This is a genomic window from Paenibacillus sp. FSL F4-0087 (assembly GCF_038020215.1).
GTDB lineage: Bacteria > Bacillota > Bacilli > Paenibacillales > Paenibacillaceae > Paenibacillus > Paenibacillus taichungensis.
Genome location: NZ_JBBODJ010000001.1, coordinates 2,082,914 through 2,107,850 on the forward strand (window position 1 = coordinate 2,082,914; position 24,937 = coordinate 2,107,850).

General features: G+C 46.7%; 22 protein-coding genes, 1 pseudogene and 1 riboswitch. Of the genes and pseudogenes, 6 read left to right on the plus strand and 17 right to left on the minus strand.

Annotated elements, in window-relative coordinates; genetic code table 11:
- Window positions 1-41: 41 nt before the first annotated feature.
- From MHB84_RS09680 to MHB84_RS09700, 5 genes and pseudogenes are all read right to left on the minus strand, one after another.
- Window positions 42-257 carry a hypothetical protein gene (locus MHB84_RS09680; RefSeq protein ID WP_143764776.1) on the minus strand — a complete coding sequence of 72 codons (216 nt, stop codon included), beginning with the start codon at window positions 255-257 and terminating at the stop codon, window positions 42-44.
- 13 nt (window positions 258-270) lie between these two features.
- On the minus strand, window positions 271-822 hold the full coding sequence (locus MHB84_RS09685; protein ID WP_076290479.1) for a VanZ family protein: 552 nt from the start codon (window positions 820-822) through the stop codon (window positions 271-273).
- 231 nt (window positions 823-1,053) lie between these two features.
- Window positions 1,054-1,714: pseudogene (locus MHB84_RS09690) on the minus strand (M15 family metallopeptidase); the annotation flags it as partial.
- 98 nt (window positions 1,715-1,812) lie between these two features.
- Complete coding sequence (locus MHB84_RS09695; protein WP_076290481.1) at window positions 1,813-2,901, minus strand: HAMP domain-containing sensor histidine kinase; 1,089 nt, start codon at window positions 2,899-2,901, stop codon at window positions 1,813-1,815.
- Entirely contained in the window at window positions 2,894-3,589 is a 696-nt protein-coding gene (locus tag MHB84_RS09700; RefSeq protein WP_076290482.1) for a response regulator transcription factor, read from the minus strand. The genes MHB84_RS09695 and MHB84_RS09700 overlap by 8 nt, the downstream gene beginning before the upstream one ends.
- 83 nt (window positions 3,590-3,672) lie before the next feature.
- Here MHB84_RS09700 and MHB84_RS09705 point away from each other — a divergent pair, with 83 nt between their 5' ends.
- The 4 genes from MHB84_RS09705 to MHB84_RS09720 all read left to right on the plus strand — a co-directional run bounded on the left by MHB84_RS09705 (window position 3,673) and on the right by MHB84_RS09720 (window position 7,121).
- Entirely contained in the window at window positions 3,673-4,623 is a 951-nt protein-coding gene (locus tag MHB84_RS09705) for a helix-turn-helix transcriptional regulator (RefSeq protein ID WP_076290483.1), read from the plus strand.
- 72 nt (window positions 4,624-4,695) lie between these two features.
- The gene (locus tag MHB84_RS09710) at window positions 4,696-5,514 is read left to right on the plus strand and encodes a zinc ribbon domain-containing protein (protein WP_076290484.1); all 819 of its coding nucleotides are present in this window, start codon (window positions 4,696-4,698) and stop codon (window positions 5,512-5,514) included.
- A gap of 544 nt (window positions 5,515-6,058) precedes the next feature.
- Window positions 6,059-6,226 carry a hypothetical protein gene (locus MHB84_RS09715; protein WP_161490662.1) on the plus strand — a complete coding sequence of 56 codons (168 nt, stop codon included), beginning with the start codon at window positions 6,059-6,061 and terminating at the stop codon, window positions 6,224-6,226.
- Window positions 6,227-6,431: 205 nt separating this feature from the next.
- Complete coding sequence (locus MHB84_RS09720) at window positions 6,432-7,121, plus strand: hypothetical protein (RefSeq protein WP_083679004.1); 690 nt, start codon at window positions 6,432-6,434, stop codon at window positions 7,119-7,121.
- Window positions 7,122-7,284: 163 nt separating this feature from the next.
- Here the strand turns inward: MHB84_RS09720 and MHB84_RS09725 are convergent, their stop codons facing one another.
- The 3 genes from MHB84_RS09725 to MHB84_RS09735 all read right to left on the minus strand — a co-directional run bounded on the left by MHB84_RS09725 (window position 7,285) and on the right by MHB84_RS09735 (window position 10,764).
- Window positions 7,285-7,458: a hypothetical protein gene (locus tag MHB84_RS09725; RefSeq protein ID WP_341143033.1), complete on the minus strand. Its 174-nt coding sequence runs from the start codon at window positions 7,456-7,458 to the stop codon at window positions 7,285-7,287.
- Between the two features lie 181 nt (window positions 7,459-7,639).
- Entirely contained in the window at window positions 7,640-9,424 is a 1,785-nt protein-coding gene (gene thiC / locus MHB84_RS09730) for a phosphomethylpyrimidine synthase ThiC (RefSeq protein WP_076290734.1), read from the minus strand.
- A 363-nt stretch (window positions 9,425-9,787) separates the two neighbouring features.
- Window positions 9,788-9,901, minus strand: a riboswitch (TPP riboswitch).
- A 119-nt stretch (window positions 9,902-10,020) separates the two neighbouring features.
- Window positions 10,021-10,764: an IclR family transcriptional regulator gene (locus tag MHB84_RS09735; protein ID WP_063568040.1), complete on the minus strand. Its 744-nt coding sequence runs from the start codon at window positions 10,762-10,764 to the stop codon at window positions 10,021-10,023.
- Between the two features lie 358 nt (window positions 10,765-11,122).
- Between MHB84_RS09735 and MHB84_RS09740 the strand changes: the two genes are divergently transcribed.
- Window positions 11,123-12,151 (plus strand): alpha/beta hydrolase, encoded by a 1,029-nt coding sequence (locus MHB84_RS09740; RefSeq protein ID WP_076290486.1) that lies wholly within the window; start codon window positions 11,123-11,125, stop codon window positions 12,149-12,151.
- Window positions 12,152-12,348: 197 nt separating this feature from the next.
- Window positions 12,349-13,626, plus strand: a complete 1,278-nt coding sequence (locus tag MHB84_RS09745) for a Fe-Mn family superoxide dismutase (RefSeq protein WP_076290487.1) — start codon at window positions 12,349-12,351, stop codon at window positions 13,624-13,626.
- 135 nt (window positions 13,627-13,761) lie between these two features.
- Here the strand turns inward: MHB84_RS09745 and MHB84_RS09750 are convergent, their stop codons facing one another.
- From MHB84_RS09750 to MHB84_RS09790, 9 genes are all read right to left on the minus strand, one after another.
- Entirely contained in the window at window positions 13,762-17,403 is a 3,642-nt protein-coding gene (locus MHB84_RS09750; protein WP_076290488.1) for an S-layer homology domain-containing protein, read from the minus strand.
- A gap of 267 nt (window positions 17,404-17,670) precedes the next feature.
- Window positions 17,671-17,895: a hypothetical protein gene (locus tag MHB84_RS09755; RefSeq protein WP_053779639.1), complete on the minus strand. Its 225-nt coding sequence runs from the start codon at window positions 17,893-17,895 to the stop codon at window positions 17,671-17,673.
- Window positions 17,896-17,965: 70 nt separating this feature from the next.
- Complete coding sequence (locus tag MHB84_RS09760) at window positions 17,966-18,820, minus strand: lipoyl protein ligase domain-containing protein (protein WP_083679007.1); 855 nt, start codon at window positions 18,818-18,820, stop codon at window positions 17,966-17,968.
- A 261-nt stretch (window positions 18,821-19,081) separates the two neighbouring features.
- The gene (gene folE / locus MHB84_RS09765; RefSeq protein ID WP_076290489.1) at window positions 19,082-19,675 is read right to left on the minus strand and encodes a GTP cyclohydrolase I FolE; all 594 of its coding nucleotides are present in this window, start codon (window positions 19,673-19,675) and stop codon (window positions 19,082-19,084) included.
- Window positions 19,676-19,754: 79 nt separating this feature from the next.
- On the minus strand, window positions 19,755-20,018 hold the full coding sequence (locus MHB84_RS09770; RefSeq protein ID WP_076290490.1) for a YneF family protein: 264 nt from the start codon (window positions 20,016-20,018) through the stop codon (window positions 19,755-19,757).
- A gap of 223 nt (window positions 20,019-20,241) precedes the next feature.
- Window positions 20,242-21,273: an HD-GYP domain-containing protein gene (locus tag MHB84_RS09775; RefSeq protein WP_076290491.1), complete on the minus strand. Its 1,032-nt coding sequence runs from the start codon at window positions 21,271-21,273 to the stop codon at window positions 20,242-20,244.
- Window positions 21,274-21,288: 15 nt separating this feature from the next.
- The gene (gene queG, locus MHB84_RS09780) at window positions 21,289-23,130 is read right to left on the minus strand and encodes a tRNA epoxyqueuosine(34) reductase QueG (RefSeq protein ID WP_076290492.1); all 1,842 of its coding nucleotides are present in this window, start codon (window positions 23,128-23,130) and stop codon (window positions 21,289-21,291) included.
- Between the two features lie 178 nt (window positions 23,131-23,308).
- Window positions 23,309-23,914 carry a signal peptidase I gene (gene lepB, locus MHB84_RS09785; RefSeq protein ID WP_256716869.1) on the minus strand — a complete coding sequence of 202 codons (606 nt, stop codon included), beginning with the start codon at window positions 23,912-23,914 and terminating at the stop codon, window positions 23,309-23,311.
- Between the two features lie 423 nt (window positions 23,915-24,337).
- Window positions 24,338-24,763: a GNAT family N-acetyltransferase gene (locus MHB84_RS09790; protein ID WP_024632996.1), complete on the minus strand. Its 426-nt coding sequence runs from the start codon at window positions 24,761-24,763 to the stop codon at window positions 24,338-24,340.
- Window positions 24,764-24,937 lie beyond the last annotated feature (174 nt).

Consider the following 24,937-nt stretch of genomic DNA (forward strand, 5'->3'; position numbering starts at 1 on the left):
ATTAATATACCAAAGGCTATGTAATGCCTCTACACCTTCTTTTAATGTCCAATGTAATGAGATGCTTGATCCAGGGATTGCAGTATGGCCATGACCACAAACAGACAGGACATTATGATCAGTGTGTACCCAATCCATCTGGAGGTAATTTGATTGTTGTTGGTTCCATCCTCTGACGAAGAATGAGTAACATAACGTGGACGAACGATAAACACCATTCCTGTGCCAATCATTAGAACAACCAAGAAAATCATCAAATACTTTCCCTCCTTACACCCGACTCTGATTGGAATTATAATCTTTTTTCGCAGTGCTTGCTGTTCCTCCCACAATCATACGTTTCAGACCGATAAGCATGGTATATAGGACATAACCAACCATTCCACCAACAGTGTTCAACATAAGATCATCCACGTCGAATATGCCCATGCCCGTCAATAGCTGTGTCGCTTCAAAAACAAAACTTAAGAGCAAGGAAAGTACGAGTACTTTGGCCCCTGACAACAGCTTGTTCCCCATCAGCACTGGAATGAAAATACCCAGTGGGATAAAGGCCATGACATTGCCTAACAAATGAATTGCGGTACCTGGACGATGTAACGACAGGCTATGCCAGTCTCTCGAGATTTCCTGAAATGGCGTCAGATTAACAGTTCGCGTATGAATCAGATCCGGCTGCTGCGCGATCGCCATAAGTTGAACCCTCACAATGTTCCAATCCACCGTGTGTCCCTTGAATAATATCAGCTTGGTTAGCAGATACAGATAGATGATCAATGCCGCGACCCAGATCATCTTCATGTTGAACTCTTTTGGATTCATATATGAACCTCCACGTATTTCTTGTTGTTTATTCCTCCACCGTCACGACAACTCCCTTCATGTTGTCTCCCGATATCTCATATTGACCATGCTCAGGTATATTAATGGTCTCATCTTTGGATGCATCGTAATAACGTATAAAATAATGCTCGCCCCCGACTTCAGCGGAAATGCTCTTTTTCTGCTGCAGCAGCTCCAAATATTGCTCCAATACCAGATGATTATGATACATAATGGCGCTGTGCGGCAATCCCACATAGCGGAAATGCCATGGTTCGAATTGGATGCCGGTGATGTCCACTTTATCCTTTGGGTAACGCAAGATGAATCCGAATTTCCATGCATTCTTTTCAAGCCAGGCTCCTTCTGGTGCTTCACTCATAGCAGCCAGCGTAGAGCCAATATCCATGGACAAGCCCAGGTTATGTTCACTATGTCCCGCGGGAAGCGCATAGTCCGATCCCTTTTCCTCATACAGTTGCTCCTGTTTCGTAAAGTCCCGATAGCCACTGCTAATAATGAAGTATCGTACGTCATCTTTCCCAGCAGCTTCAACCATCTTCTGGAACGCTTGCGCTACGTACTTTGACAACATAATATTCTGATCCAGCAATCCGTATCCCCGGATTAGTTCATGTTGTTCAGCCAGATTGACAATATCGGTTCTAATCCCCTCCGCATGAACGGGATACTCCGAATTGACGAGCAATAAATTCCCTTTATGTACTTGATTCTGCATATCCACATGAATTGTTTTGGTATAGCCTGCACGAATTTCACCCGTATCCTGAACTTCTAGATTCGCCTCTTCCTTCTGTTCAAACAGGGCGGGTGACTTGGAAAAGATATATCCCAGTACAATGATACATATCAAAAATCCCCACTTTTTCATTCCATGCTCCTCCTTTACCTCGTCATTCAAGGATAGAGAAAACTAGTTAAAAAAAAGCAGGGCAATTCTAAAGTTTTTCTTAAATTCAGTCTTTTACTTCATTCTAGTGCTGGTAACCGCACTTCAAATACGGTCCGTACGATATCACTTTGGACCGAAATAGACCCATCATGCTGCTCCACAATATTTTTGGCGATAAATAGCCCCAGTCCTGTTCCACCTTCCTGAGGTGTCCGTGCACTATCTCCGGTATAGTACATATCAAAAATATGAGGCAGATCATCCGGATGAATATGTCCCCCATAGTTCATGACCTGAATGATAACCTGTCCTGCATCACGGTGCCCATGGATATCCACATAAAGACCATCTGTACCATGACGCGCTGCATTGATCAACAGGTTCTCAAACACGCGGGCAAGCACCTCACCATCGCCGAAAATGGTTAACTCGGAATCGATATGCAGTCGGGTGACCAGGTGGTTCTTTTCAAAAACAGGGTAGAGCTCTTCGTTCATCTGCCTTAGCAGTTCACTAAGATCAAGTTTCTTTTTTTCAATCGACAACATACCATAATTCATCCGTGTAATCTCAAACAAATCATCGATCAGTTTCTCAAGACGCTGGGATTTGGCAAAAGCAATCGCTGTAAAGTGTCTGACCTGCTCCTCCGTCAGCTGATCATCCTTCATCAATAGATCCAGATAACCCAATACTGATGTTAGCGGGGTACGTAAATCATGCGCCAGGTTTACAACCAGTTGGTCCTTGCTGCTCTCCGCAAAATCTCCCCGTTCTACTGCTTCCCTCAGTTTCAGGCTCGCCAGATTGATATCCTCAGCAATCGCGCCCAGCTCGTCCTTCGTCGAAATTTGCACACGGTGCTGGAAATCACCATTTGCGAGTTGCCGGATACCTGTGGAGATATTTTTGAAGTAGGTAACATACGGCTTGGTAAACCAGAAGAAAAACAGGATGGCAAGCGGTATAAACAAGATGAGGAAAAAGTAAATATCTCCTATACTTCTCATAAAGTGACGATATTCCGCTAACTGATCTTCCGCACGCACACCAGTGTAATAGTATTGCATCACTTTATATACTCCAAAGGTAATCGCACCGGATGCCAACATGCTTAAACCAAGCAACAGAATCATGGTCGTTCGAAAACTTCTGCGTTTATTCATTAAACGTGTACCCCACACCCCAGATCGTTTTGATAAACTTGTTCTTGCCCACATCTTCGCCCAGTTTCTTGCGAAGGGTCCGAATATGAACCATTACGGTATTGCCGCTCTCATAATAAGCCTCTCCCCACACTTGTTCAAAGATGCTCTCCGCACTAAACACCTGTTTGGGATGACTTGCGAGCAGATACAGGATGTCAAACTCCTTCGGTGTTAACTCTACTGGCTTGCCATAAAGAGTGACACTATGTTGATCTGGCGAAATAATGAGCCCGCCTTTCTCCAGAATGGAGCGCTGAATCGGTACAGACTGGCTGAATTGAAGTGAACGACGCAGCTGGGAATTGACCCGCGCAACCAGCTCCATCGGGTTAAAAGGTTTCGTCATGTAATCGTCTGCGCCCAGCACGAGCCCGGTGATTTTGTCCATATCCGAGGTTTTGGCGCTTAGAAAAATGATAGGCAGGTGATACTGCTCCCGAATTTTGCGGGTTACCTCATATCCGTCCATACCAGGCATCATAATATCCAAGATGGCCAAATCTATTGCTTGTGTCTGAACGGCTTGGACCGCCGCTTTCCCATCAAATGCCTTGATGATGTGATAACCTTCTTTTTGCAAGTGCAATGCAACCAGATCAGCGATCTCAACTTCATCATCTGCGATCAAAATCGTAATACGCTTCATTGCTTATTCCACTCCTATATGTGATGCTCAACAATATAACATATCTGAATCCAACTTATAAATGATTGAAGGGAATCCAATATATGAAACTCGACCGTTTATTAGCCATTGTTGTGCTGTTAATCAATCGTGGCCGGGTACAGGCAAAGGATCTGGCTGATACGTTTGAAGTATCCATCCGTACTATCTACCGAGATATAGACACGCTGGGCCAGGCAGGTATCCCTGTCGTCACCTATCAGGGCGCAAGCGGTGGTATTGGCCTGGCAGAGGGCTACCGGCTTGATCGAAACGTACTGACCGACAAGGATCTGGCCTCTATTGTCACTGCGCTGCGCAGTGTCTCCACCTCCCATACGAATGTAGCACGGGATCTGTTAATGGAGAAACTCAGCAGTATCGTGCCTGAAGCCAAAAATGAGGATTTCCAGGCCAATACCAGCCGCTTCATTGTAGATTATTCGATGTGGACCCATCCCGAAGAACTGCAAATGAAACTTCAACTCATTGAACAGGGCATGGATCAACTGCGGCCCATTACATTTACCTATTGTAGTGCAGAAGGTACTCAAACTCATAGAACGACCGATCCGCATACCCTTGTGCTCAAAAAGCATTCCTGGTATCTCTATGCGTTCTGTCACGAACGCAACAATTTCCGCATGTTCAAGCTAGTCCGCATGCGAGATGTCGTCCTTGCCCAAGGAAGCTTCGAACGCAAGCCGATCAACCTGCAGGACAGGCCCTGGCAGCAAGAGTGGGCAACTCCAGATAATAAAGTGGCCCTGAGCCTGAGATTCCATGCTCGTATCCGTCACATCGCAGAGGAATGGTTTGGCATAGAGAACGTCGTTTCTGATGGTGAGGGGTATTATATGAGCCAAGTCGCATTCCCGGAGGACAACTGGTTGTATGGGTTCATTCTTGGATTTGGCGCGGATGTCGAAGTGCTGGAGCCTCTGCATATTCGGGAAGAGATTCTTAGAATTGCTGAACAAATTGTACAAAATTATAAAGCCCCACCCCTAACCTGACAGACAGGTGTCCAGTTCCTCACGTTATACTTCTACTATATTCAAGTTGTACATAACGAGGAGGAATTGATCATGAACGTCACAGTATGCCAAAGCTGCGGAATGCCACTTACTACCCCTGCTCAATTCGGAACAGAAACGGATGGTACTACAACCCGCGAATACTGTATCTATTGTTATAAAGAAGGCAAGTTCGAGCAGCCCGATATTACGCTGGAGGGCATGATTGAAATGTGCACTGCCATCTTGAATCAGGAAGGTATGGACGAGGAATCAGCAAGGGCGATGCTGCGTAACCAGCTTCCTTTTTTGAAAAGATGGAATGCCTCCGGCTCAGAACGGAACGTGACATTTGGGGCAGAAAATTCGGATGATTCCGTTGAATTTAATCAAAAAACTCGCGACAATCGGCTTTCCACAAAGCCCATTCGGTACGTCACATTGCCAGGAAAGCGCCTTGCAGGTGTGTCCGCCAGAACAACCAATGCCGTTGAGATGAGTGGCAAAGGCTGTATTCAGGGACTCTGGAACAGCTACTTCGCCTCAGATCATCAGCCTGCCCCTGAAGCGAACCGCTATGGCTGTTACGCTAATTATACAGATGGCATAAATGGAGAATACACCATACTGGTGGGTCATGAGGTGGGTCTGGATGAAGCGTTGCCTGAGGGAGTGAGTTCCGTTGACCTGCCGCCTGCAACATATGCGGTGTTCACCTCCAGAAAGGGCCCGATGGGCGAGGTTGTAGGTGAGGCCTGGGGTGCGGTGTGGGCCTGGAACAATCAGGGGGAGCGCACGTTTACCGGAGATTTCGAATTGTATGATGAACGAAGCCTCGATCCTGAGAACGTACAAGTGGACTTGTATATCGCTGTTCGCCAAGAAAAATAAGAAAAAAAGTGATTATGGTCATTTCTTAATTTCAATTGGACCGTTTCGATCTATATCCCAGCAATGGAATAACGCTCACGGATTTATACAAAATGCTGTTAGGCTGTCAGGTTTTCCTGACGGCTTTTTGGCGTTTCACCTTTGTCTATCCATCGAAAAATGCCCTAATATGCACCCGACAACCGACCATGGTACCAAGTTAGCTAGCTTGCACCGTACCTATACAACCAGACAATATGTCTTAATTTCGACACAATTGGCATTCCCAAAACTGGGTCTATTCACTTAACAACCGCTTCTATCCTCCCATACGAAACCTCACATATGCGGTCCTTTTCTCCTGAATTTACTTAAAAACGTTTACATCTCCTGAATACGGGGTAAAATCACTACAATCCAATTGGAATTACACCTTAAAGTTGCTTGATTCGTCTAACAAGTCACATATACCTATTTGCGTAACAGAGACGATAACCCGTCGGAATACATAACCTATTAATAATCACATATGCATATTCAAAAATGCATTAAAGGAGGAACCAAGATGATCCGCATGCCTATTCAGCAAATGATCCCGTACCACCATCAATATCCGCGCAACACGGCGACCACTGCTCCCAAAAAGGAGAATGAGAACACTCAAGGTCTATCCTTTCATGAAATTTTGCAACAAAAAATGGCTAAAAAGAATGCTGCCCCTTCTATGCGATAAATGAAATGACGTGCGAATTGAGAATCGCTTACGTGGTTTGCACCGTTCCTCTGCGAAGTTGTGGATGAACGGTTATTCGCGTTTTCACGATAAATGTTGCTACCTCCGTATTTTAAATATGTACAGTCTATTGTCACATCCCTATAATGGGTTAAATATCTGCGGAAATTATATGAGACATAATCCATTTCAGGGGGCAAGTATGATGATGACCATTGGCTGTTTTCACGCTCACTATTCCAACATTTCACTGATTGAAGAAGCGCTCGCTCCTCATGAGGTTGAACTTGTACATTATGTCGATCCGGGGCTGGATCGCCTCAAACATGATGCTGATTTCACCGAAGCAGTTATACATGAGAAAGTATCACAAACGCTGCAATGGATCGCACATTGTCATGCCGACGCCATCCTTGTCACCTGTACCCTGTTTGCAGCCGTACTTGAGCAGGAGGTACAACATGTTCCCGTACCCGTGGTTGGTATTGATGATCCCTTACTTCAGGAAATGCAGCAGAATCCTGACGAGTACATTCTAGCGTTTACTAACCCTGCAACGATTGAAGGAACGATGGCGCGGGTGAATCAAGCTTTGCAGCAAGATGATGAAGATGAGCAGCGACACGAGGCCGTGACCATAAAGACTGAAGCAGTACTGATCCCGGGCACATTCGAGTTAATTATGCGAGGCGATAAGGAAGGTTATCTTGCAGCAGTGAGCACCGGGTTACAACAACTTGCTGAGCAGTTCCCGGATAACACGGTAGTCGCAGCTCAACTGTCGATGGCTCCCGCAGCAGTACGGGTCACAACAGACACAGGCTTGTTGATCTATAGCCCGCTGGCAAGGCTTGCATCGTATTTGGAGAAGAAGTTGAGCTTGGCCAAACATTAGGTGTTGAACTCATGAAGCAAAATAAAAAGACTCTCGAATGAGAGACTTCCGAATGGTATAATCATTTTGTACAGCCAATTTGTGGTGGGAAATAGGTTGCCTCCGGTGGGAGGTGATTCTATGAACTTCTCTTTCAACGACGTAATCGTGTTCGCAATGTTAATTATTGCGCTCCTGACATACATCGACCGTAAAAAGAAGTGACCCGCCACAGGTTGACGGCCTGACGGGTCACTTCGTCCGAACTATGCTGCACTTGGAGGAATACCCACCGCAAATGCTGTGCAAGAGTAGCCATTGGCCTGGCTACTCTTATTTGTTTTTCACTTATATTCATTTTATTAAACATCTGGCAGACAATCAACCTATAACTGATAAAATATGTTGTGTCGCTATCCTTGTGCTTCAAAGTTAAGTGTTTGCAACACATACCAAGTAAGAGGCCGCTCTTCTCCTCAATCACGGAGAAGAACAGCTTTTCGCCATGTCAGGCTGCCCAGATTACGCTGTAACGACGCCTAAGAGCGTGTCCGGTATTCCTCAGCCTTTTCCTGCATACCCGCTGCCACGGCCTCATTTTCGGACAAACCTTTGTCTGCGGCAAAAGCACGAATATCCTGCGTAATGCGCATGCTGCAAAATTTCGGCCCACACATGGAGCAGAAATGGGCTTCCTTGGCCCCTTCCGCCGGCAACGTCTCATCGTGGTAGGATAGCGCACGTTCCGGATCCAGCGAAAGGTTGAACTGATCGCGCCAGCGGAACTCAAAGCGTGCTTTGGACAGCGCATCGTCCCGCCGCTGGGCACGCGGGTGACCTTTCGCCAGATCAGCGGCATGAGCAGCGATCTTGTAGGCGATAACACCTTCCCGCACATCATCCTTATTGGGCAGGCCCAGATGTTCTTTTGGCGTAACATAACAGAGCATGGAGGTACCAAACCAACCGATCATCGCTGCTCCAATTGCCGAGGTAATATGGTCATATCCTGGTGCAATATCGGTCGTCAGCGGTCCCAGCGTATAGAACGGCGCCTCTTTACATATCTCCATTTGCAGATCGACATTCTCCTTGATCTTGTGCATCGGCACATGCCCTGGACCTTCAATCATCACCTGCACATCATACTTCCAGGCGATTTGTGTTAGTTCTCCAAGCGTAACCAGTTCAGCCATCTGAGCTTCATCATTGGCATCGTAGATGCTTCCTGGGCGAAGTCCGTCTCCGAGCGAGAACGCCACGTCATACTTTTTCATAATCTCGCAGATTTCTTCAAAATGGGTATACAAAAAATTCTCCTGATGATGTGCAAGGCACCATGCTGCCATGATGGACCCGCCCCGTGACACAATGCCTGTCATACGTTTGGCGGTCATCGGAATATAACGCAGCAGCACGCCTGCATGGATCGTAAAGTAGTCCACACCCTGCTCTGCCTGCTCAATGAGCGTGTCACGATACAACTCCCAGGTCAGTGCTTCAGCTTCTCCATTGACCTTCTCCAGCGCCTGATAGAGCGGTACTGTTCCAATCGGTACAGGTGAATTGCGGATAATCCATTCGCGGGTCGTATGAATGTCCTTGCCTGTGGAAAGATCCATCACCGTATCCGATCCCCAGCGTACGGCCCAAGTCATCTTCTCCACCTCTTCCTCGATGGAGGAGGATACCGCAGAGTTTCCGATGTTCGCATTGATCTTCACATGAAAATGACGCCCGATCAGCATTGGCTCACTCTCCGGGTGATTAATGTTCGACGGTAGGATGGCCCTGCCACTCGCCAGCTCCTGCCGTACAAATTCCGGTTCCACACCCTCACGAATGGCGGCGAACTCCATCTCCGGCGTGATCAGTCCCTGCCGTGCATAATGCATCTGGGTCACGCAGCGCCCTGCCTTTGCCCGCAATGGTTTACCACGCAAGCCTGGATACTTCTCGGCTCCAGTTCGCTTCCCTCCTGGTTTCAATCCGTTATCCTCCGGTTTTACCGTTCGTCCCTGGTAGGCTTCAACATCTTCACGCTCCGTAATCCAGCGGGTACGCAGCACTGGCAGCCCTGCCCGGATATCGGCATGAAATCCGGGATCGGTCATCGGTCCGCTCGTATCGTAGACACGCAGCGGTTCGTTATACTCCACTCCTTGAGGAGTATTGGTGTCATGAAGGGCAATTTCACGCTCCGGTACTGCAATGTCCGGTCGTGAGCCATGAATGTAAACTTTGCGGCTGCCCGGGAAGGGCTGAACCCGTCCTGCCGTACCTTTTCCCTTTGCCAACTGCTGATCCTGCTTGTCCTGTCCCATCGTTCGGTTTCCTGTACTCATCGCTCTTGTCTCCTCCTCATTAGTGTTTGCCTGGATTGAAATACTTGCACACGGCTCCAAACCATCCACAACATAGAAAAAGAAAGAGCGACCCTACAACACAAAATAGAGACATACAATTCAAGTAATACAGACATACGAGGCAAAAGATATCGGAACCCAATGCTCGCCAATGCTCCCAGCTCTTTATCCAAAAGCAGCTCTGACACCAGCTTTCGCCTGTTTACTGTATAAAAAAAGCCGGTTCCCAAGGGAACCGGCTTATCTCCATCACCAATAACACACCTTATAGAGACTCCTTAGTGGAGCCTATCTATAGGTTAAATTATATGGTGTTCGTGATCGTATCGCCGATTACTTCCCTACGCTGGTATGATCCAGATCAGGTGCAAAGGGTCCGGAATCTCATGCGATTCCGTCTCAGTCCGGACAATTCGGACTCCCCCAGTAACGTTAACAAGTTGCAGCATCTAGGCCGCAGATTCATATTCAATTATGCTGACCCTGTTGGGCCATCCATTACAGAGTAGCGCAACCGAATCATAAAAACAACCTTTAAATTCCAGAAAATAAGATCAGGATAGCATAAGCCCCATCTGCGTAGCAGCTTCCTTCAACACAGGTGCGTATTCATGCAACGTTTCTTGCGAGAGACGGCTAACAGGCCCGGATACCGACAGGGCAGCAGCGATGTTGCCTTTCCGATCCATTATGGGTACAGATACTGCTGCGGCTCCCGGTTCACGTTCCTCATAACTTGTTGCGTAGCCGTATTCCAGAATGTCTTTCATCTGTGCCAAATATACTTTGGGATCGATAAATACTGGCCATTCCGGTCCATTCATCAGATCTTCGCGGTCCTCTTCGGTGGCAAAAGCCATCAGCACTTTGCTGGATGCTCCCACAGATAACGGAAGTCTGACGCCCACCGGAGCTACACGACGAATCGCCTGATCACTCTGCACGGCTTGAATTCGAATCCGCTCACTGCCATCACGCAGATATAAACTCACGGTTTCGCCCAGTCGATCTCTGAGCCGCTCCATCGCAGGAAGGAGCAAAATGGCAGGATCATCGCTGCGAGACATATGGGCAGACAGTTCCCAGATGCGTATGCCGAGTCGATACTTCTCAGTTGCAGCATCCCGGATTACGAACCCTTTGTCCTCCAAAGTAGCCATCAGACGATGGACTGTACTTTTGTGCAGACCGATCTGGCTGGCAATTTCCGTGAGTCCCAGATCACTGCGGGTTGTAAAACACAATAATATATCCAGCGCCCGTTCTACAGCCCGGACGGTTAACTTTCGGTCTTCCATGGCAAGTTGCCCTCCTCATGTTTCATCACATGAAACTTGGTTACATAAATTATATGAGAAACGGTCTCATCTGTAAACCAAAAAGCGCCATTTGGAATAGGGATATTTGTAAATATTTTCTTTTTATAAATTAGAATCCCCTGCATTTTGCACCCTAAGGAAATGTTACCCATATATCTTCAGAACTATATAACAATTGCGTAACAAATGGCCTCAATCAATTGACTTTGACTATATTGGAACATACGATAAAGATATATTAAATTAAGATTTTGCTTCATAAGTAGTCAGAAAAATCATTTATCCGCTCTGTTCGTCTCGTTGTTATCTTCATTTGATTTTTAAAGGAGGGGCAATCATGTATCCGACATCCCAGAGCGAAGCCCCGCTGCAAACGAAAGTGTCAGATCTGCCTTCTTCGTTATCACCGAGGCTGATCCGGTTCAAACATATTGTCGTGGCGTTGTTGCTCTCCGTTGTATTTTTTCTGCTCTTTTGTTTCATTGCACTACACGGTTATATTGCTTGGGTATTATCCAATCCAACTGTAGCGCCTGTATTCTCCAATCCCATGCAGGCGAAGAACATGAAGTATCAAGACATCACGTTCCCGGCAGCAGACGGCAGTCGAACGATGCAGGGTTGGTATATTCCGGCTGATGATAATGCAAACAAAACCATCATATTCAGCCATGGATATGGTGCGAATCGTGAAGAAACCTGGGTACCAATGTATGACCTGGCCCATTATGCTCACCAACTTGGCTTCAATGTGGTGATGTTCGATTACGGTTTCGCTTCACAGGTGAACAAAGCTGTCGCTACAGGCGGCAAAGCCGAGTCCCAGCAGTTGCTTGGTGCTATCCAGTTTGCGAAGCAGCGCGGAGCTCAGGAGCTTGTCGTATGGGGATTCTCCATGGGTGCAGGTACAGCCCTGCAGACTGGGCTGATTACCAAAGATGTGGATGCTATGATTCTGGACAGCACGTTCCTGCTTGAGCCGGATACGCTGTATCACAACATCCATAATCAGATTGATCTTCCACGTCAGCCTACGCTGGAGATTATGAACCTGCTGTTCCCTATTCTGAACGGGACCGGATTGCAGCAGATTCCGTATCAAGAAGTGAAAAAAGAAGATTATCCTTTCCCGATTTTCTTCATCCATGGTACCGAGGATGAGAAAGCTCCTTACCCGATTGCTGAGCTGCTTGCCGGCAACCAAACCAATTCAAATTCCGATGAATGGATTGTGGACGGTGCGCATCATGAGCTGATCTTTCGGGAGCATCCGAAGGAATATCTGCGCCGTGTCTCCACATTCCTGAGTCATGTGACGAAGACGAGCAGCGATGATGTGGAAAATACCAATACCGGAGAATCGTGAAAATCCGATAATTCAAGAGCCCCTAGGGGGCTCTTTTTTTGTGTACATAGGACAATATACCTGAAGAATATACTTTTGGGATGTAATTAAAGACAGCTCTACCTTGTACATTACAAAATTGAGCGAACCGGGGAAACAAAATTCATTTCTGCTGCTGGATCTGAATTCAAATTCATCTGAACGGAGGTTTACCGCTTATGAATTGGTATGGATATGGGCATCTGCTTCCTCTGCGGATACTCGAAGAAGTCCGTTTCTGGAAAGAGCAAGAGAAGGAACATACGATTGTCATTCGTGCCTTGGTCCCTGATCTTGAACCCTCTTATGTTAAATGGCTTGCGGAATGGGAAGCGATCTTTGAGAATAGCGAACGAGTCGCGAATCAGCTGTTGAAGCAAATACTGCCTGGAACCCAGCCGCCTGCTCCTTACATCATCCGCTGCATTGAACAACTCGTAGCGGCTGCCTGCACACAATCGCGAGAGTTCATTAGACAGTTGTACGTCCTGCTGGAGCAAAGTACTGCTGTTCAGCAAGTGCCGATTGCCAAAGTGGTTATTCTGCATTTTATACGTGAATCCGAGTATTTCCTGGGGGTACTTGAAACGCTGAAACAATCTGGAGCTTTGCGAGATTTGGTGTCTGATCCCAACGTACAAGTACAAGTTGCTTCAACGCCCGTTTCCGAACAGCCCTATCGTGAAGCTGTAGAAGAATCGTCCAATGTTGCGGGAAAAATCAATAACTCCACTCCAGCGTTGCAGGCACAATCTTCAGCGACTGTACAGTCTCCCGATGTAAATGCAGAGGACACAACCAACTCTACAGCTGCGCCGGTCAAGGAGAAACCCGTGCCTATTGGAGGGCACACACTGCCACCCCTACCCTACGCCTACAATGCGCTGGAACCACATATTGACGAGATGACGATGCGCATACACCATGACAAGCACCATCAATCCTACGTGGACGGACTGAACACCGCGGAGAAAAAGCTGGCAGAATCGCGGAAAAAGAATAATTTTGAACTCGTCAAACATTGGGAACGCGAACTCGCATTTAATGGCGCAGGCCACTACCTGCATACGATCTTCTGGACGATCATGAACCCTAAAGGCGGAGGCAAGCCTTCCGGTATGCTCGCAGAGCAGATCAAGCGGGATTTTGGCAGCTATGAAGCGTTCAAGAATCAATTTACCGAAGCCGCCAACAAAGTAGAAGGCAGCGGATGGGCCATGCTGGTATGGAGCCCGCGGGCGCATAGATTGGAAATTTTACAAGCGGAGAAACACCAGAATTTATCTCAGTCCGACATTGTGCCTCTCCTGCCGCTTGATGTATGGGAGCATGCCTACTATCTGAAACACCAGAATGAACGCAAAAAATATATCGAGGACTGGTGGAAGGTTGTGTACTGGCCAGCTGTGGCGGAACGTTATGAAACTGCACGCAAGCTGTTATGGCCGCCTTATTAGGATTCTCGGGCTAAGCATAGCATCAGGGAGTACTCTGGAGCGCATTGAATCCATGGTGCTATATGTTGATGTAAAAAAAGAGATATCTCCAGCCGAATGACTGAAAGATATCTCTTTGAGTTTGAATACAACTATTTACTTGCGGATAGAAGCTGCCTCAATCGCTTCATAAGCCCAATGTGTGGCAGGTACATCCGACCAATGTCCTGCCGCATTCGTTTCAGCTTGTAGACCGATCAGCTTATTCAGCATTGTAACAGCTTCAGCGCGGGTTATCGGCTGACTTGGACGGAACATTCCATCCTTGTATCCGGTAACTACTCCCGCCGAACTTAATTGTTCTACTGCTTGTTGCGCCCAATGCTCGTTCATATCGTTAAATGCTGTCGGCGCAGTAGTCATCTGATCAGATGTTAATAACGGCTGTAACACGACAGCCATTTCCGCGCGGGTAATCGCTTGATCCGGCTTAAAGCTGCCATCTGTATAACCTTTAACAGAACCGGATTGGGCTGCTGCTGATATAGACGCCTGTGCCCAGTGGCTGGATGTTACATCTGTAAATTCATGACTTCCCTCAAGAGCAGATGTTCCCAGAATACGCGTGATTAATGTTGCCATTTCCGCACGAGTTACATTACGTGCTGGTCGGAAACTGCCATCCGTGTACCCCTGAATATAAGGTTGTGCTTTCAATGTGTTGTCTGTCCAGTCTTTGACCTTAACAATGGAGAAAGTACTGAATTTGTTTACTTCAATCTCGACGCCTTGCTGATTATCACCGTTTAGGGTAACCCGTTTGCCGTGTAGAAGCTCCTTCGTTCCATCACTATGCTCAATATATACACCTAGCTCCTCAGACTTCACACCTGCAACCTGATTAGCATCTAAAGGCAATATGAGCGTAACAGGTCTGCTCTGTAGATTCGTTTCGATCGTCATTGGACGTCCAATGATCTGGATATCCGTTGTGTCTACGAATTGGATGATCGACTCATTCTCCTGTGCTCTCGTTTGGATCTCTGAACGTTGGGATTCCTTCTTCACCGGTACAAGACGGAAATAAATATCATCTGTGCGTCCGTTCAAGGAATTCGCCGGAATGGTAATCTTTACATTAGGATTGGAAATAACCAGATTCACTCCTTGCTCAGCCAGCATTGCTGACGCTTGTGGAGAGAGCCTCAGATCCCACTGTGATACTTCATCTTTTGCGTCTGGAATCAAGACAACCGCTGTACGGGAGCCTGTCTGTTTCAATTGGTCGATAATGGTTTGCGTTTTGCTCTGATCAAGAAGAAGTTCATCCTTAACCGTACCATCTGTTCCTCGAGTACGTTTAATCTCCAAGGAAGCGATCGTTGAAGCTTGATCCCCATTCGCTACATCCACTTTGATTACTTCTTTCTGTGGAGCTTGTGGAATTGTTGGCGTTACAGGAGTTGGAGTAATAACTCCCCCACCTCCCCCATTACCTGGCGTTTCTGGATTGGATGGAGTTATGTTAATCTTCACTGAATTAGAAATTCCATATTCGGATACGCCATCTTCATATACAGCTCTAACAGCGAAAATATATTTTTCTCCTTCTCTAAGATCATTAATTTCCCAACTGCTATTCAAAATATTAGAAGTAACAAGTACCCATTGTGAAGGATCTACTGGTGCTGATGAACCTTCGTACATATAGACCGAAGCTAATCCGTTCATGATTGGATCCCAAGTTAACGTAACCTTTTTCTCACCTTTTGTTGCTACTACATGCTGTGGTACAGGAAAGTTCGGGTCTGGGTCTGGGTCTGGATTAGATCCACCACCACTATTATTCTCCTCTTGCGGGATCAAAACGTTAGATGCAACATAATCTGAATTTTCTTCATCGGAAGTATACGATCTAACTGCAAATACATAGGACTGTCCATTTGTCAGATCACTGATATGTCCATCACTGTAACTGTCCGTCACATCCGTCCACAGATCGGGATCCTCAGGCGCTGCTGTTCCTTGGTACATATACACGCGATAATCTAATTCTGGCTCTGTAGTCCATTCAATGGCAACCTGACCATCACCAGGTGAAGCCACTACGTTTTGTGGAAGAGGCGTTGAGTTTGCAAGTGTTGAATATCCCCGATCTCCCATGTTCTTAAGCTGACCATTCTTATCTTCTACCGCCAGGAACACGCGATACAACGTGTTCTCGTCCAGTCCTGTGAACAAGAACGATTTCTCTTCATTGGCTTCTAAATCAACATAAGATAGATTAGCTAAGGCATGTAATTTAGTATCTTCGTCAGACTGTCCTACGATTTCCTCATCAAACAATTGATTGTCAAAATAAAATCTACCAGCTTCATTAAGCTTCACTTTAACTTTAGATGTAGACTGAGTAACTGTTCCATTCATAGGATATGGATACAGATAATCTATTGTAGGATCGGGCAGTGGTGGAGTTGGTGCATTCATAAGCTTGGATGAACGCAAGATCGGATACCCATCATTGATCCTGTTACGAGTTGTCCAAACTCCATCGAAATCCCATCCATTGAAATTAGATTGTTGTTTCATCTGCTCAATAGTAAGACCCGTTGCATAATTAGAACCATTCTGCTGGCTCGTACTACTCTTGGCTAAATCATAGTAGTTATTAGTAAAGATAACTTGATTCTCTGGATCATTCAGATTACCAATGACTGACCCTATCGTCTGATCATCAATGGGTGATGATGAATTATCAGGAACAACGATATCCATAGACGCAGCCATATAATTATGTTGAATATTGATTTTTGCGGAGGCTGGTCCATCACCCTTTTTCACTTCACCAATCAGTCCGCCAATGGCTTCAGCAGAAAAATCATTATTCCCTGTAGCATTAGATCTGACTGAACCAACCACATAGTTATTCTCAATAGTGTGGCTAAATTCATAATTAAGTTGGCCAATCAAGCCGCCTACCTGGTAGTTACCCGTCACCTGTCCTGAAGTGTAGCTCTGACGAATGAAATTATCATTCGACTCTCCGATCAGTCCACCTATAGCCTCGTAACCACTCACTATACCTTCAGCAACATTTGCAATGATTATGCCCTTATTACTTTCTCCAACAAGTCCCCCGAGTGAGTCGCCATCCTCACCTAAGACGGTCACCGCGACATTAGTGCTATTATTTATATATTCACTTTCGTCCGATAATCCTAAAATACCGCCTACTCTCATATTCCCTTGTATATTTCCACTGATTTGGACCCCTTCAATACGCGACTCTATGCTCCGTCCGGCAAGTCCGCCTACGATCACATTTCCTTTTATAGAAACATCGTTTAATATAAGATTTTTAACCTCAGCACCTTGTAATACAGAGAACAGCCCCACATCGTTCTGATTCTCATCCGTCGTTTTCAAACCGGAGATCGAGTAACCATTCCCATCGAACCTGCCTGTAAAAGGTATAAGTTCATCTTCTACTTCAATGGCAATCGGTGACCAAGATCCCCCATTCAAAAACGTGCTCATGGCTGCTTCAGAAATATCATTCTTCAGCTTGTAATTACCGTTTAAATCTTCTCTCACACAAGCTAGCTCTTCAGGCGTACTAATGAGCTTCCATTCAACATTATCAGAATCTTTTTCCGTCAGATCATAGCAACTCTTGGCCTGTACGACACCTTGTTGAAATACAACTGGCAGCATTCCGAAGACCATAAGAAATGTTACTATCACAATCCCTATTCGTCTCAGGAGCCTGGAGCGCTTCTGGTGATCCTTTTTTCGCATGTTCGAATCTTCCCTTCTCTTTCTGTGTAGGAAGATTATACCTATCAGCTCTGAACCGATTCTGAACATTTATCTGCATTTTTCGTGAAAATATGCCTTTTCTCGCATTTTCGCAAAACCACCTTCAAATGAACATATTTCTTCCCGTGCAATTATTATTCAGCGAGGCACACCTGAATCGAATAAATCGAATACAGATACAAAAAAGCAAGCCTCTATACTAGAGACTTGCTTATCATTTGAGGCCCACTATGCAGAGCGTTTACCTTAGGAAGCGCAACCCTCACAGGCAACATAGTTGTCGCCAACTTGTTTGCTAATTGCGATCAGATCGCCCAGCTTGATATCTTCTTCACCTGTAAATTCAAGATCAGCGATACGCGCAACGATCAGGGCAGCTGCTTCTTCCTTGCTTGTAGCCATTTGGCTAAATTCAGACTTTTCGCCTGTTGAAATGACCTCATATAAGTACGTATATCTTAAAGTTTCCATGTAGACACTCTCCTTCCGAAATCACATCATATCATCTCTATTACCCAATTCCAAGTCCAAGCTTCTGAACCTAATCGTAACGCAGTTTCATCTGCTCAGCCGTCCGTCTAACGGCTTCCCGATCCACGCTCAACACACGGCTCGTCTCCGCCAGGGGAAAACGCTGACGCAGTGTACGTACCAGCGAGGCTGTATACGCCGCAGCAGAAGGGACACCTGCCAGTTCCTGCAAACTCGCCATCGTTCCGGGCCGAACATCCGGATATCCTTCACTGGCATCGTCTGCTGCATCCTGATAGAACTTACGCACGTCGGCTGCCAATTGGTCCCCTTGTCCTTCCACGATGATAAAGGCCGTAATGATATAAGCCTTGGCCTGTCTGCGCTGGGCAATACCACAGAATTTCAGTCCACCCACACTGACATCATAATCGCCAGGACAGAAGGCGCCTTCGATCTCCCCCGTACGTGCCTGACTTGACCAAGGTGTTAGCGATTCTGCAATCAGTGAGGCCATCTCCCGAAAATCATCGTGAATATTGATGGCGCGTCCAGGGTTAGGCAAAATTAAAGATACGTTAACCACCCCTGGATTCAGGGGAACTGCTGCACCACCGGATGGACGAACGCAGACCGCTGTTCCCTGACTTCTAATGCGTTCCATCGCTTCTACCGCCTGTGGTAGCCTCCGATCCCGCAATCCTGCTACAAAGGCATCTGGATGCCGCCATATATGAGCAACGGGCAATTGGCCCTCTCCCACCCGGCGGCACATGACTTCTTCCCAAGCAAATGCTTCAAGCACACTGCTCCCGTGCCGCAGCAACGGTGTCTCCCAAATTTGCAGACGCAATGAATGATCCAGCTGCATCTGCTGCTTTGCTCCCGGCGATCCGGGTTGATCTGAATTGGACGGTACACTCATATAAGATAGCCTCCGACTAAACTAATCTGGATGAATTGAAATAGTTACATGACCCTTATGTATCCTCATGAATGCAAAAATAATATATAAATAAGCCGGTTCCCCAGGGAACACGGCTTATTTAAGAAAGCTTCCATTGGCACAAGCATCTATACTGCCATTTCAGATTCAGCAAAATGCCGAATGAAATGGAAACAACATGATGGTGCCGAAGGATTCAACGCTTCTGGCTTGTCCAACGTGTGGAATGAGCCCGAACTTTTAATCTTTTACCAGCGACAGGAATTCAGCACGCTGTGCCGGATTGTCACGGAAAGAACCACGTACAGCAGATGTAACCGTCTTGCTGCCCGGCTTCTTCACGCCGCGGGAACACATGCACAAGTGCTCGCCTTCCACGACAACCATGACACCGTTCGGCTCTACCGCCTCAGTCAGAATATCGGCAATCTGTGAGGTAATGCGCTCTTGAACCTGCAGGCGGCGGGTAACTGCCTCCACCAGACGGGCCATTTTGCTCAATCCCACAATTTTGCCACTCGGCACATATCCAATGTGCACCTTACCGAAGAAAGGCGCCATATGGTGTTCACATTGGCTGTAATAGACAATGTCCTTCACAATGACCAGTTCTTCATGATTCTCGTCAAACGTCACACCAAGTACATCGCGCGGGTCCACTTCATACCCGCCAAAAATCTCTTCATACATCCGGGTTACGCGTGCAGGCGTTTCTAGCAGCCCTTCCCGCGTACTATCCTCACCGATCAATTGCAAGATCTGCTCAATGTGATACTCGATCTTCTCCCGATTGTCGGATACTTTTGAATTCAAATAATCTTTAACGCCAGCCACTGCCGAACGCCTCCTTTCGAACCACATACTGTAAGCAGCTATTCACTCCAGCATTTTGCAAAATGCTCGCTCACAGCTATTATTTTCGGCGGCCCGAGTTTTTACGCGCAGGATGTTGTTGCGGCTGAGGCATCTTCGCGCCTGGCTGCTGGTTCTTCATCATCTGCTGGGCGCGCTGCATTTGCTTACCGTTCAGGTTATAACCCATTTGCTTCGCCATCTTCTGGAGCATGTCGGGATCGCTTTGCATTTTCTCAAGCTGTTTCCGCAAGTAGTATACCCCAATAAAAAATCCTCCGACCAGACCAACAATCAATGTAATAATCGGTATTGCTATTTCCATCTCTTAGACACCTCTGTATGCAATCTAAAAAGCCTGATGATCCGTGTCAGCACATGATGTTATACGCTCACGATGCAAACATGACACGCACCGGATTTCCTGAAAGTTATCATAGCATTTCCGCACGCCTTGAGCAAACGGATTTTCCAGCTATACGCTGAATTTAACATCCAGAAAACAGATCGAAAACATTCAGTAAATCTCTCAGGAGCATCCGTATAAGTTACATCAGTACCGCCTCTATGAAAACGGTTGTATGCTGAGCCAGATCCACTTCAATCACATCCAGATCATAACGTGTACTGCCACGTGCCACCCGAATGACCGGCCTACCAGGCAGACCCCGGTGCTGACGCACAATGACTCCGGTCTCTTTGGTAGACAATCGAACTGCTGTTCCATTCGGATAAACGGACACACTCCGGTTGAATTCGATCAGAATGTCACGATCCAGCTTCGTGCCAGACATCGCCATCATCTCTTCACAGGCTTCATGTGGCAGCATAATTCTACCCGAAAGGCCATTGATCAGATTATCATACGTGTTAGCTGCACTGACGATTTTAGCGAAAAGATGAATGTCTTTTCCCTGAATGCCCCTCGGTAGTCCCGTACCATCCACATGCTCATGATGCTGCAGAGCCGTATGTGCCACAAGCAGATTGAACTCCCGTTTGGACTTGATCAACTCGAACCCTTTCCACGTGTGATGCAGGGATGAGTTTGCTGCTGAACCGCTGCCAGGTGGCTCCCCCACTTTGCCGATGTCATGCAATAGAGCTCCGACGGCCAGATCCTTGAGCTGCACATAGTTAAGCCCCAGATTCAGACCAATGACAGAAGACAGCAAACATACATTCATGGCGTGAACATACTGTGCGTTATCTTTGGTCCGAATGTCTGTGAGCTGAACAAGCAGTTCACGCCCGTTCAGAACATCGTTCAACAATTTATCTATGCTGATGGCGACCTTCTTCGGGCTCCAGTCTTTGCCGGAACGGATAGAATCGAGCGTAACACTCATTTCATTAATTACTGCCTTTTTCGTGGCTTCATCCAGAATGTCTTCTGTATCCACATCTTTATATGCTTCATCCTGGATGTACAGCATGGTCACGCCAATACGCTTCAGCGTATTAACCATAAATACGGTGAGCTGGACTCCGGCAGACAGCAACACCGTGCCGTTGCCGGAATATATGGTTTTGCCCAGAAGCTCCCCCGCCTCCACGCTCTCCACGTTAACATACTTCATGAACGTCCCCCGCTCTTACGATTGCTGCTCCAAGGTGAGCAATTGCTCTTTGGTTTGCAGCCCGCCTACATAACCCACCAGGGTTCCGTCTTTACCGCTGATGCGGTGACAGGGAATAATAATCGGAATCGGATTTTTACTAATAGCATCCAGAACTGCGCGAACAGCTTTGGGTCTGCCGATGATTTCCGCAACCTGTTGGTGTGTTGAGGCCTCTCCATAAGATATATCGGACAGGACTTGCCATACTTGTAGCTGGAATGGTGTTCCAAACAAATCGAGCTTCAGATCAAACGCTTTTCGTTCTCCTGCAAAATACTGCTTCAACTGTTGTGCAGCTTCGCTCAGCTTCTCTTCATTTTTCTCATATCGATATTCACCAATCCATGTACGAGCCCATTGTTGCAAATGCGCCTCGCGCACATGGAATGCACCAAAATCAATATGACACAGGCCTTTATCCGTCGCACAGAGCGTAAGTGTACCGATCGGTGTTAGCACCTCATCGTAATATACCGGCGTACCATGCAGACCTGTTACGGCTGATGGTTTCCATGCTGCAGCTTCTGGTTTGGCAGGCTCTGTCGTCTGCCCATTTTCCTGTTCGGGTGTCTTATTCTGTTCCTTCTGATCCTCAGGCTTATCGTTGCTCTTTGGCTCTGCCTGAGGCTTATCGGGTAAGGTCTCGGATGAACTCAGTCGTTCCTTGGCCTTCTGCAGCATGCTTAGCACGTTCCCATCTTGTTCGTTAGCGGCAGCTTCCCCAATGGCTCTCATTGCGTCTTCTCCTCCAATTCTGCTCAGCGCCCAAGCTGCAGTTCCCCGCAGCTCGGGACGCGGATCACGCTTCAGTACCTCCGTTAGTTTCGGTACAGCGGTTTTGTCTTTGAAATTGCCGAGGGCAATTACGGCGTTGCGCTGAATTGGCTTCTTGCCCCGCCAAGCGGCGGAACTTTGGCCGAATCGCTCTTTGAATTCACGGTTACCGATGTCTAGCAACGGTATCAGCAAAGGTTTTACAATCTCCGGATCGGGATGAAACTCAGGATGGTGGTCCCAGTTTTTACCCCGATTCTTCGGGCAAACAATCTGACAGGTATCACAACCGTACAGACGGTTGCCAATTTTGAGCATAAACTCTTCATCCACGAAGCCTTTCGTTTGGGTCACAAACGAAATGCAGCGCTGTGCATTCAGTTGTCCCGGCCCGACCAGTGCTCCAGTTGGACAGGCATCAATACACTTCGTACATTCACCACAATCCTCGGTCACCGGGTTGTCTGGCTGAAACGGGATATTCGTGACCAGTTCGCCGAGAAAGATCCATGAACCGAATTTGGGCGATATAATGGCACAGTTCTTGGCACTGAATCCAATCCCCGCACGCTGGGAAACAGCACGGTCCACCAACGCCCCCGTGTCTACCATACTTTCAATCATGGCTTCAGGTACGCGTTCACGTATAAAATGAACCAGCTTGTCCATTGCTGCACGCAGGACTTGGTGATAATCCTGACCCCAGGCGGAACGAGCAAGAATACCACGGTATGCACCCGGCTCCGACTTCGGCGGATTAACCATCTTCGATGGATAAGCCACGGCAATCGCAATGAGCGAAGCAGGCTCGCCATCTTTCAACTCTGGACGTATCCTTTTCTCAATATCAGGCTCCTCAAATCCGGACTCGAACCCTTTCGCCCGATGTTGCTCCAGAATGGACTTCAAGGTCACGAATGGTTCTGCCGAAGCAAATCCTATATCATCAATACCCATCTCGGGAGCAGCTGCCTTAATCTCTTGTTTTAACTTCTCCCATACAGCTGCTTCCTTTGCTGCTCCGGTCTGTACACTCGTCATATCTATTCCCTCTCTTCTTCCACGCTAATTCCGCAAATAGTGAACGCCCGCCTCAGGTGGGAGGACAGGCGCTGATTTCGATATACAAGTCGGACATACCGGAGCTAAAAAGAAACCGAGTCTATATCGTTTAACGCAAAATGCAGCGTGAAGTTGTTGTCCTTGTCCTGCTAACATTTTACAATTTTTTAATTTCTGAGAACGGCCAAAAAATAAACTCCGCCCTGCCTACAATTTCACTGGAAGTAATGCTGCCAAACACACGGCTATCCTTGCTCTTGCCTTCATGACGATTATCTCCCATTACAAAGTAATGATCCGCTTCCAGCATAATCGGTCCAAAATCAGGGTCCTGAACCTCCGTATCCGTGTACGTTTCGGCTTGCTGCTCCCCATTCACGAATAAATGATGGTCCCTTACTTCAACTGTGTCTCCAGGAAGTCCGACAATCCGTTTGACCAGAAAATCTTTTTTCTCCACACCTTCGCTTGGATCACGAAGCACAATAACATCTGATCGGGACGGTGTCCCAAAATCATATACAATTTTATTTACAAACAGACGATCCCGCTCAACCAGCGTCGGCTGCATCGATTGACCTTTGACCATCGAAAGATTGAATACAAACAGGTTCAACAGCATCATGATTACAAAAGCAATCACTATGGTTTTCACCCAGTCCCAAAGCTCTGCACCCCAGGATTTCCCCGGTGGATCAGGCACTCCCGGACCATTTCGTTCCTTGGAAGCTACATGCTCCGTTGAAAGATTATTGGAGTTCAAAGAGACACCTCGTTTATCCATTTTGTGAAAAAAAACGTCGATCGACAAACTTTCAAGGAAGACAGATTGTATATAGTGAACGTTTTTCTTAAAAATATCAGGAAGCTGGCGTTCCGCGTTTATATGTTCTGATATTACCAAAATTGAGTGATCATAATCCTTTCAATTCTACTTCATTTGCAAGAGTGAAACAATTGGTTATGAGCACCAATACAACTTGAAGGGTGAATAACAACGAGATTAAAACAGTTGAACCAGGGATTAATTTAAATGGAATGGCGTTCAGAAGTGGCGAAAAAAGGGGAATAATCGGTGAATAGCACCCATATAAATAGAAAGGCATATCCCTCACGTTGTTACACGTTGAAAGATACGCCTAATATGAAATGAAAATCTGTTATATTTCTTTTTTAACCCTGCAAACTAAGCTTTGGACAAAATACTGAGTTTCTGGAAAGCGCTCATAATCTGATTGGCACCGTAACCCATTGCTTCATAAAGAGGCATGGCTACTTTGTTGTGCTCATCACCCGCCACCCATATTTGACTGACTTTACGCTGCTGGAACCTTTGTTCCATGGCCTCGACAAGTTTTTTGCCGACTCCGCGGCGACGATAGTCTGGATGGACCGCAATACGATAGATGCATCCCTGGTTGTGGTCAATCGTACCGATCAAAGCGCCGACGAGGTCTCCCTCTTCTTCCGCAACCATGATCAGGTCAGAATCCCATGACAATTGACGGGCAAACGGGCCCATCGTGTTCTCATAACACTCTTCCGATAGTGCAACCTGGAGAAGCTCTGTCATCTGGCTTGCATCACTCAACTGAAAGGAACGAACGTGCATGTCTTAAATCTCCCTTTTCGTTAGCTTAGATGAGGTTTTACAAAAAGGGGCTCCCCTTTTTACCAAAAACCCAATGTTCATATAATGACAAAAAACGAGAAAATACCGCTTCTCCGTCAATTAAACCATACTTTACGCCATAAAACACGCATTTTCTTTTGAAAGCGCTTAATT

Bases quoted from the DNA above. Each gene is read 5' to 3' on its own strand.
- MHB84_RS09725 (WP_341143033.1), bottom strand. From the start codon at position 7,458: ATGAATATAAGTGAAAAACAAATAAGAGTAGCCAGGCCAATGGCTACT.
- MHB84_RS09695 (WP_076290481.1), bottom strand. From the start codon at position 2,901: ATGAATAAACGCAGAAGTTTTCGAACGACCATGATTCTGTTGCTTGGT.
- MHB84_RS09720 (WP_083679004.1), top strand. From the start codon at position 6,432: ATGATGACCATTGGCTGTTTTCACGCTCACTATTCCAACATTTCACTG.
- MHB84_RS09760 (WP_083679007.1), bottom strand. From the start codon at position 18,820: ATGAGTGTACCGTCCAATTCAGATCAACCCGGATCGCCGGGAGCAAAG.
- MHB84_RS09705 (WP_076290483.1), top strand. From the start codon at position 3,673: ATGAAACTCGACCGTTTATTAGCCATTGTTGTGCTGTTAATCAATCGT.
- MHB84_RS09710 (WP_076290484.1), top strand. From the start codon at position 4,696: ATGAACGTCACAGTATGCCAAAGCTGCGGAATGCCACTTACTACCCCT.
- MHB84_RS09700 (WP_076290482.1), bottom strand. From the start codon at position 3,589: ATGAAGCGTATTACGATTTTGATCGCAGATGATGAAGTTGAGATCGCT.
- MHB84_RS09750 (WP_076290488.1), bottom strand. From the start codon at position 17,403: ATGCGAAAAAAGGATCACCAGAAGCGCTCCAGGCTCCTGAGACGAATA.
- MHB84_RS09715 (WP_161490662.1), top strand. From the start codon at position 6,059: ATGATCCGCATGCCTATTCAGCAAATGATCCCGTACCACCATCAATAT.
- MHB84_RS09755 (WP_053779639.1), bottom strand. From the start codon at position 17,895: ATGGAAACTTTAAGATATACGTACTTATATGAGGTCATTTCAACAGGC.
- MHB84_RS09790 (WP_024632996.1), bottom strand. From the start codon at position 24,763: ATGCACGTTCGTTCCTTTCAGTTGAGTGATGCAAGCCAGATGACAGAG.
- thiC (WP_076290734.1), bottom strand. From the start codon at position 9,424: ATGGGACAGGACAAGCAGGATCAGCAGTTGGCAAAGGGAAAAGGTACG.
- MHB84_RS09740 (WP_076290486.1), top strand. From the start codon at position 11,123: ATGTATCCGACATCCCAGAGCGAAGCCCCGCTGCAAACGAAAGTGTCA.
- MHB84_RS09685 (WP_076290479.1), bottom strand. From the start codon at position 822: ATGAATCCAAAAGAGTTCAACATGAAGATGATCTGGGTCGCGGCATTG.
- queG (WP_076290492.1), bottom strand. From the start codon at position 23,130: ATGACGAGTGTACAGACCGGAGCAGCAAAGGAAGCAGCTGTATGGGAG.
- MHB84_RS09775 (WP_076290491.1), bottom strand. From the start codon at position 21,273: ATGAAGTATGTTAACGTGGAGAGCGTGGAGGCGGGGGAGCTTCTGGGC.
- MHB84_RS09770 (WP_076290490.1), bottom strand. From the start codon at position 20,018: ATGGAAATAGCAATACCGATTATTACATTGATTGTTGGTCTGGTCGGA.
- MHB84_RS09735 (WP_063568040.1), bottom strand. From the start codon at position 10,764: ATGGAAGACCGAAAGTTAACCGTCCGGGCTGTAGAACGGGCGCTGGAT.
- MHB84_RS09745 (WP_076290487.1), top strand. From the start codon at position 12,349: ATGAATTGGTATGGATATGGGCATCTGCTTCCTCTGCGGATACTCGAA.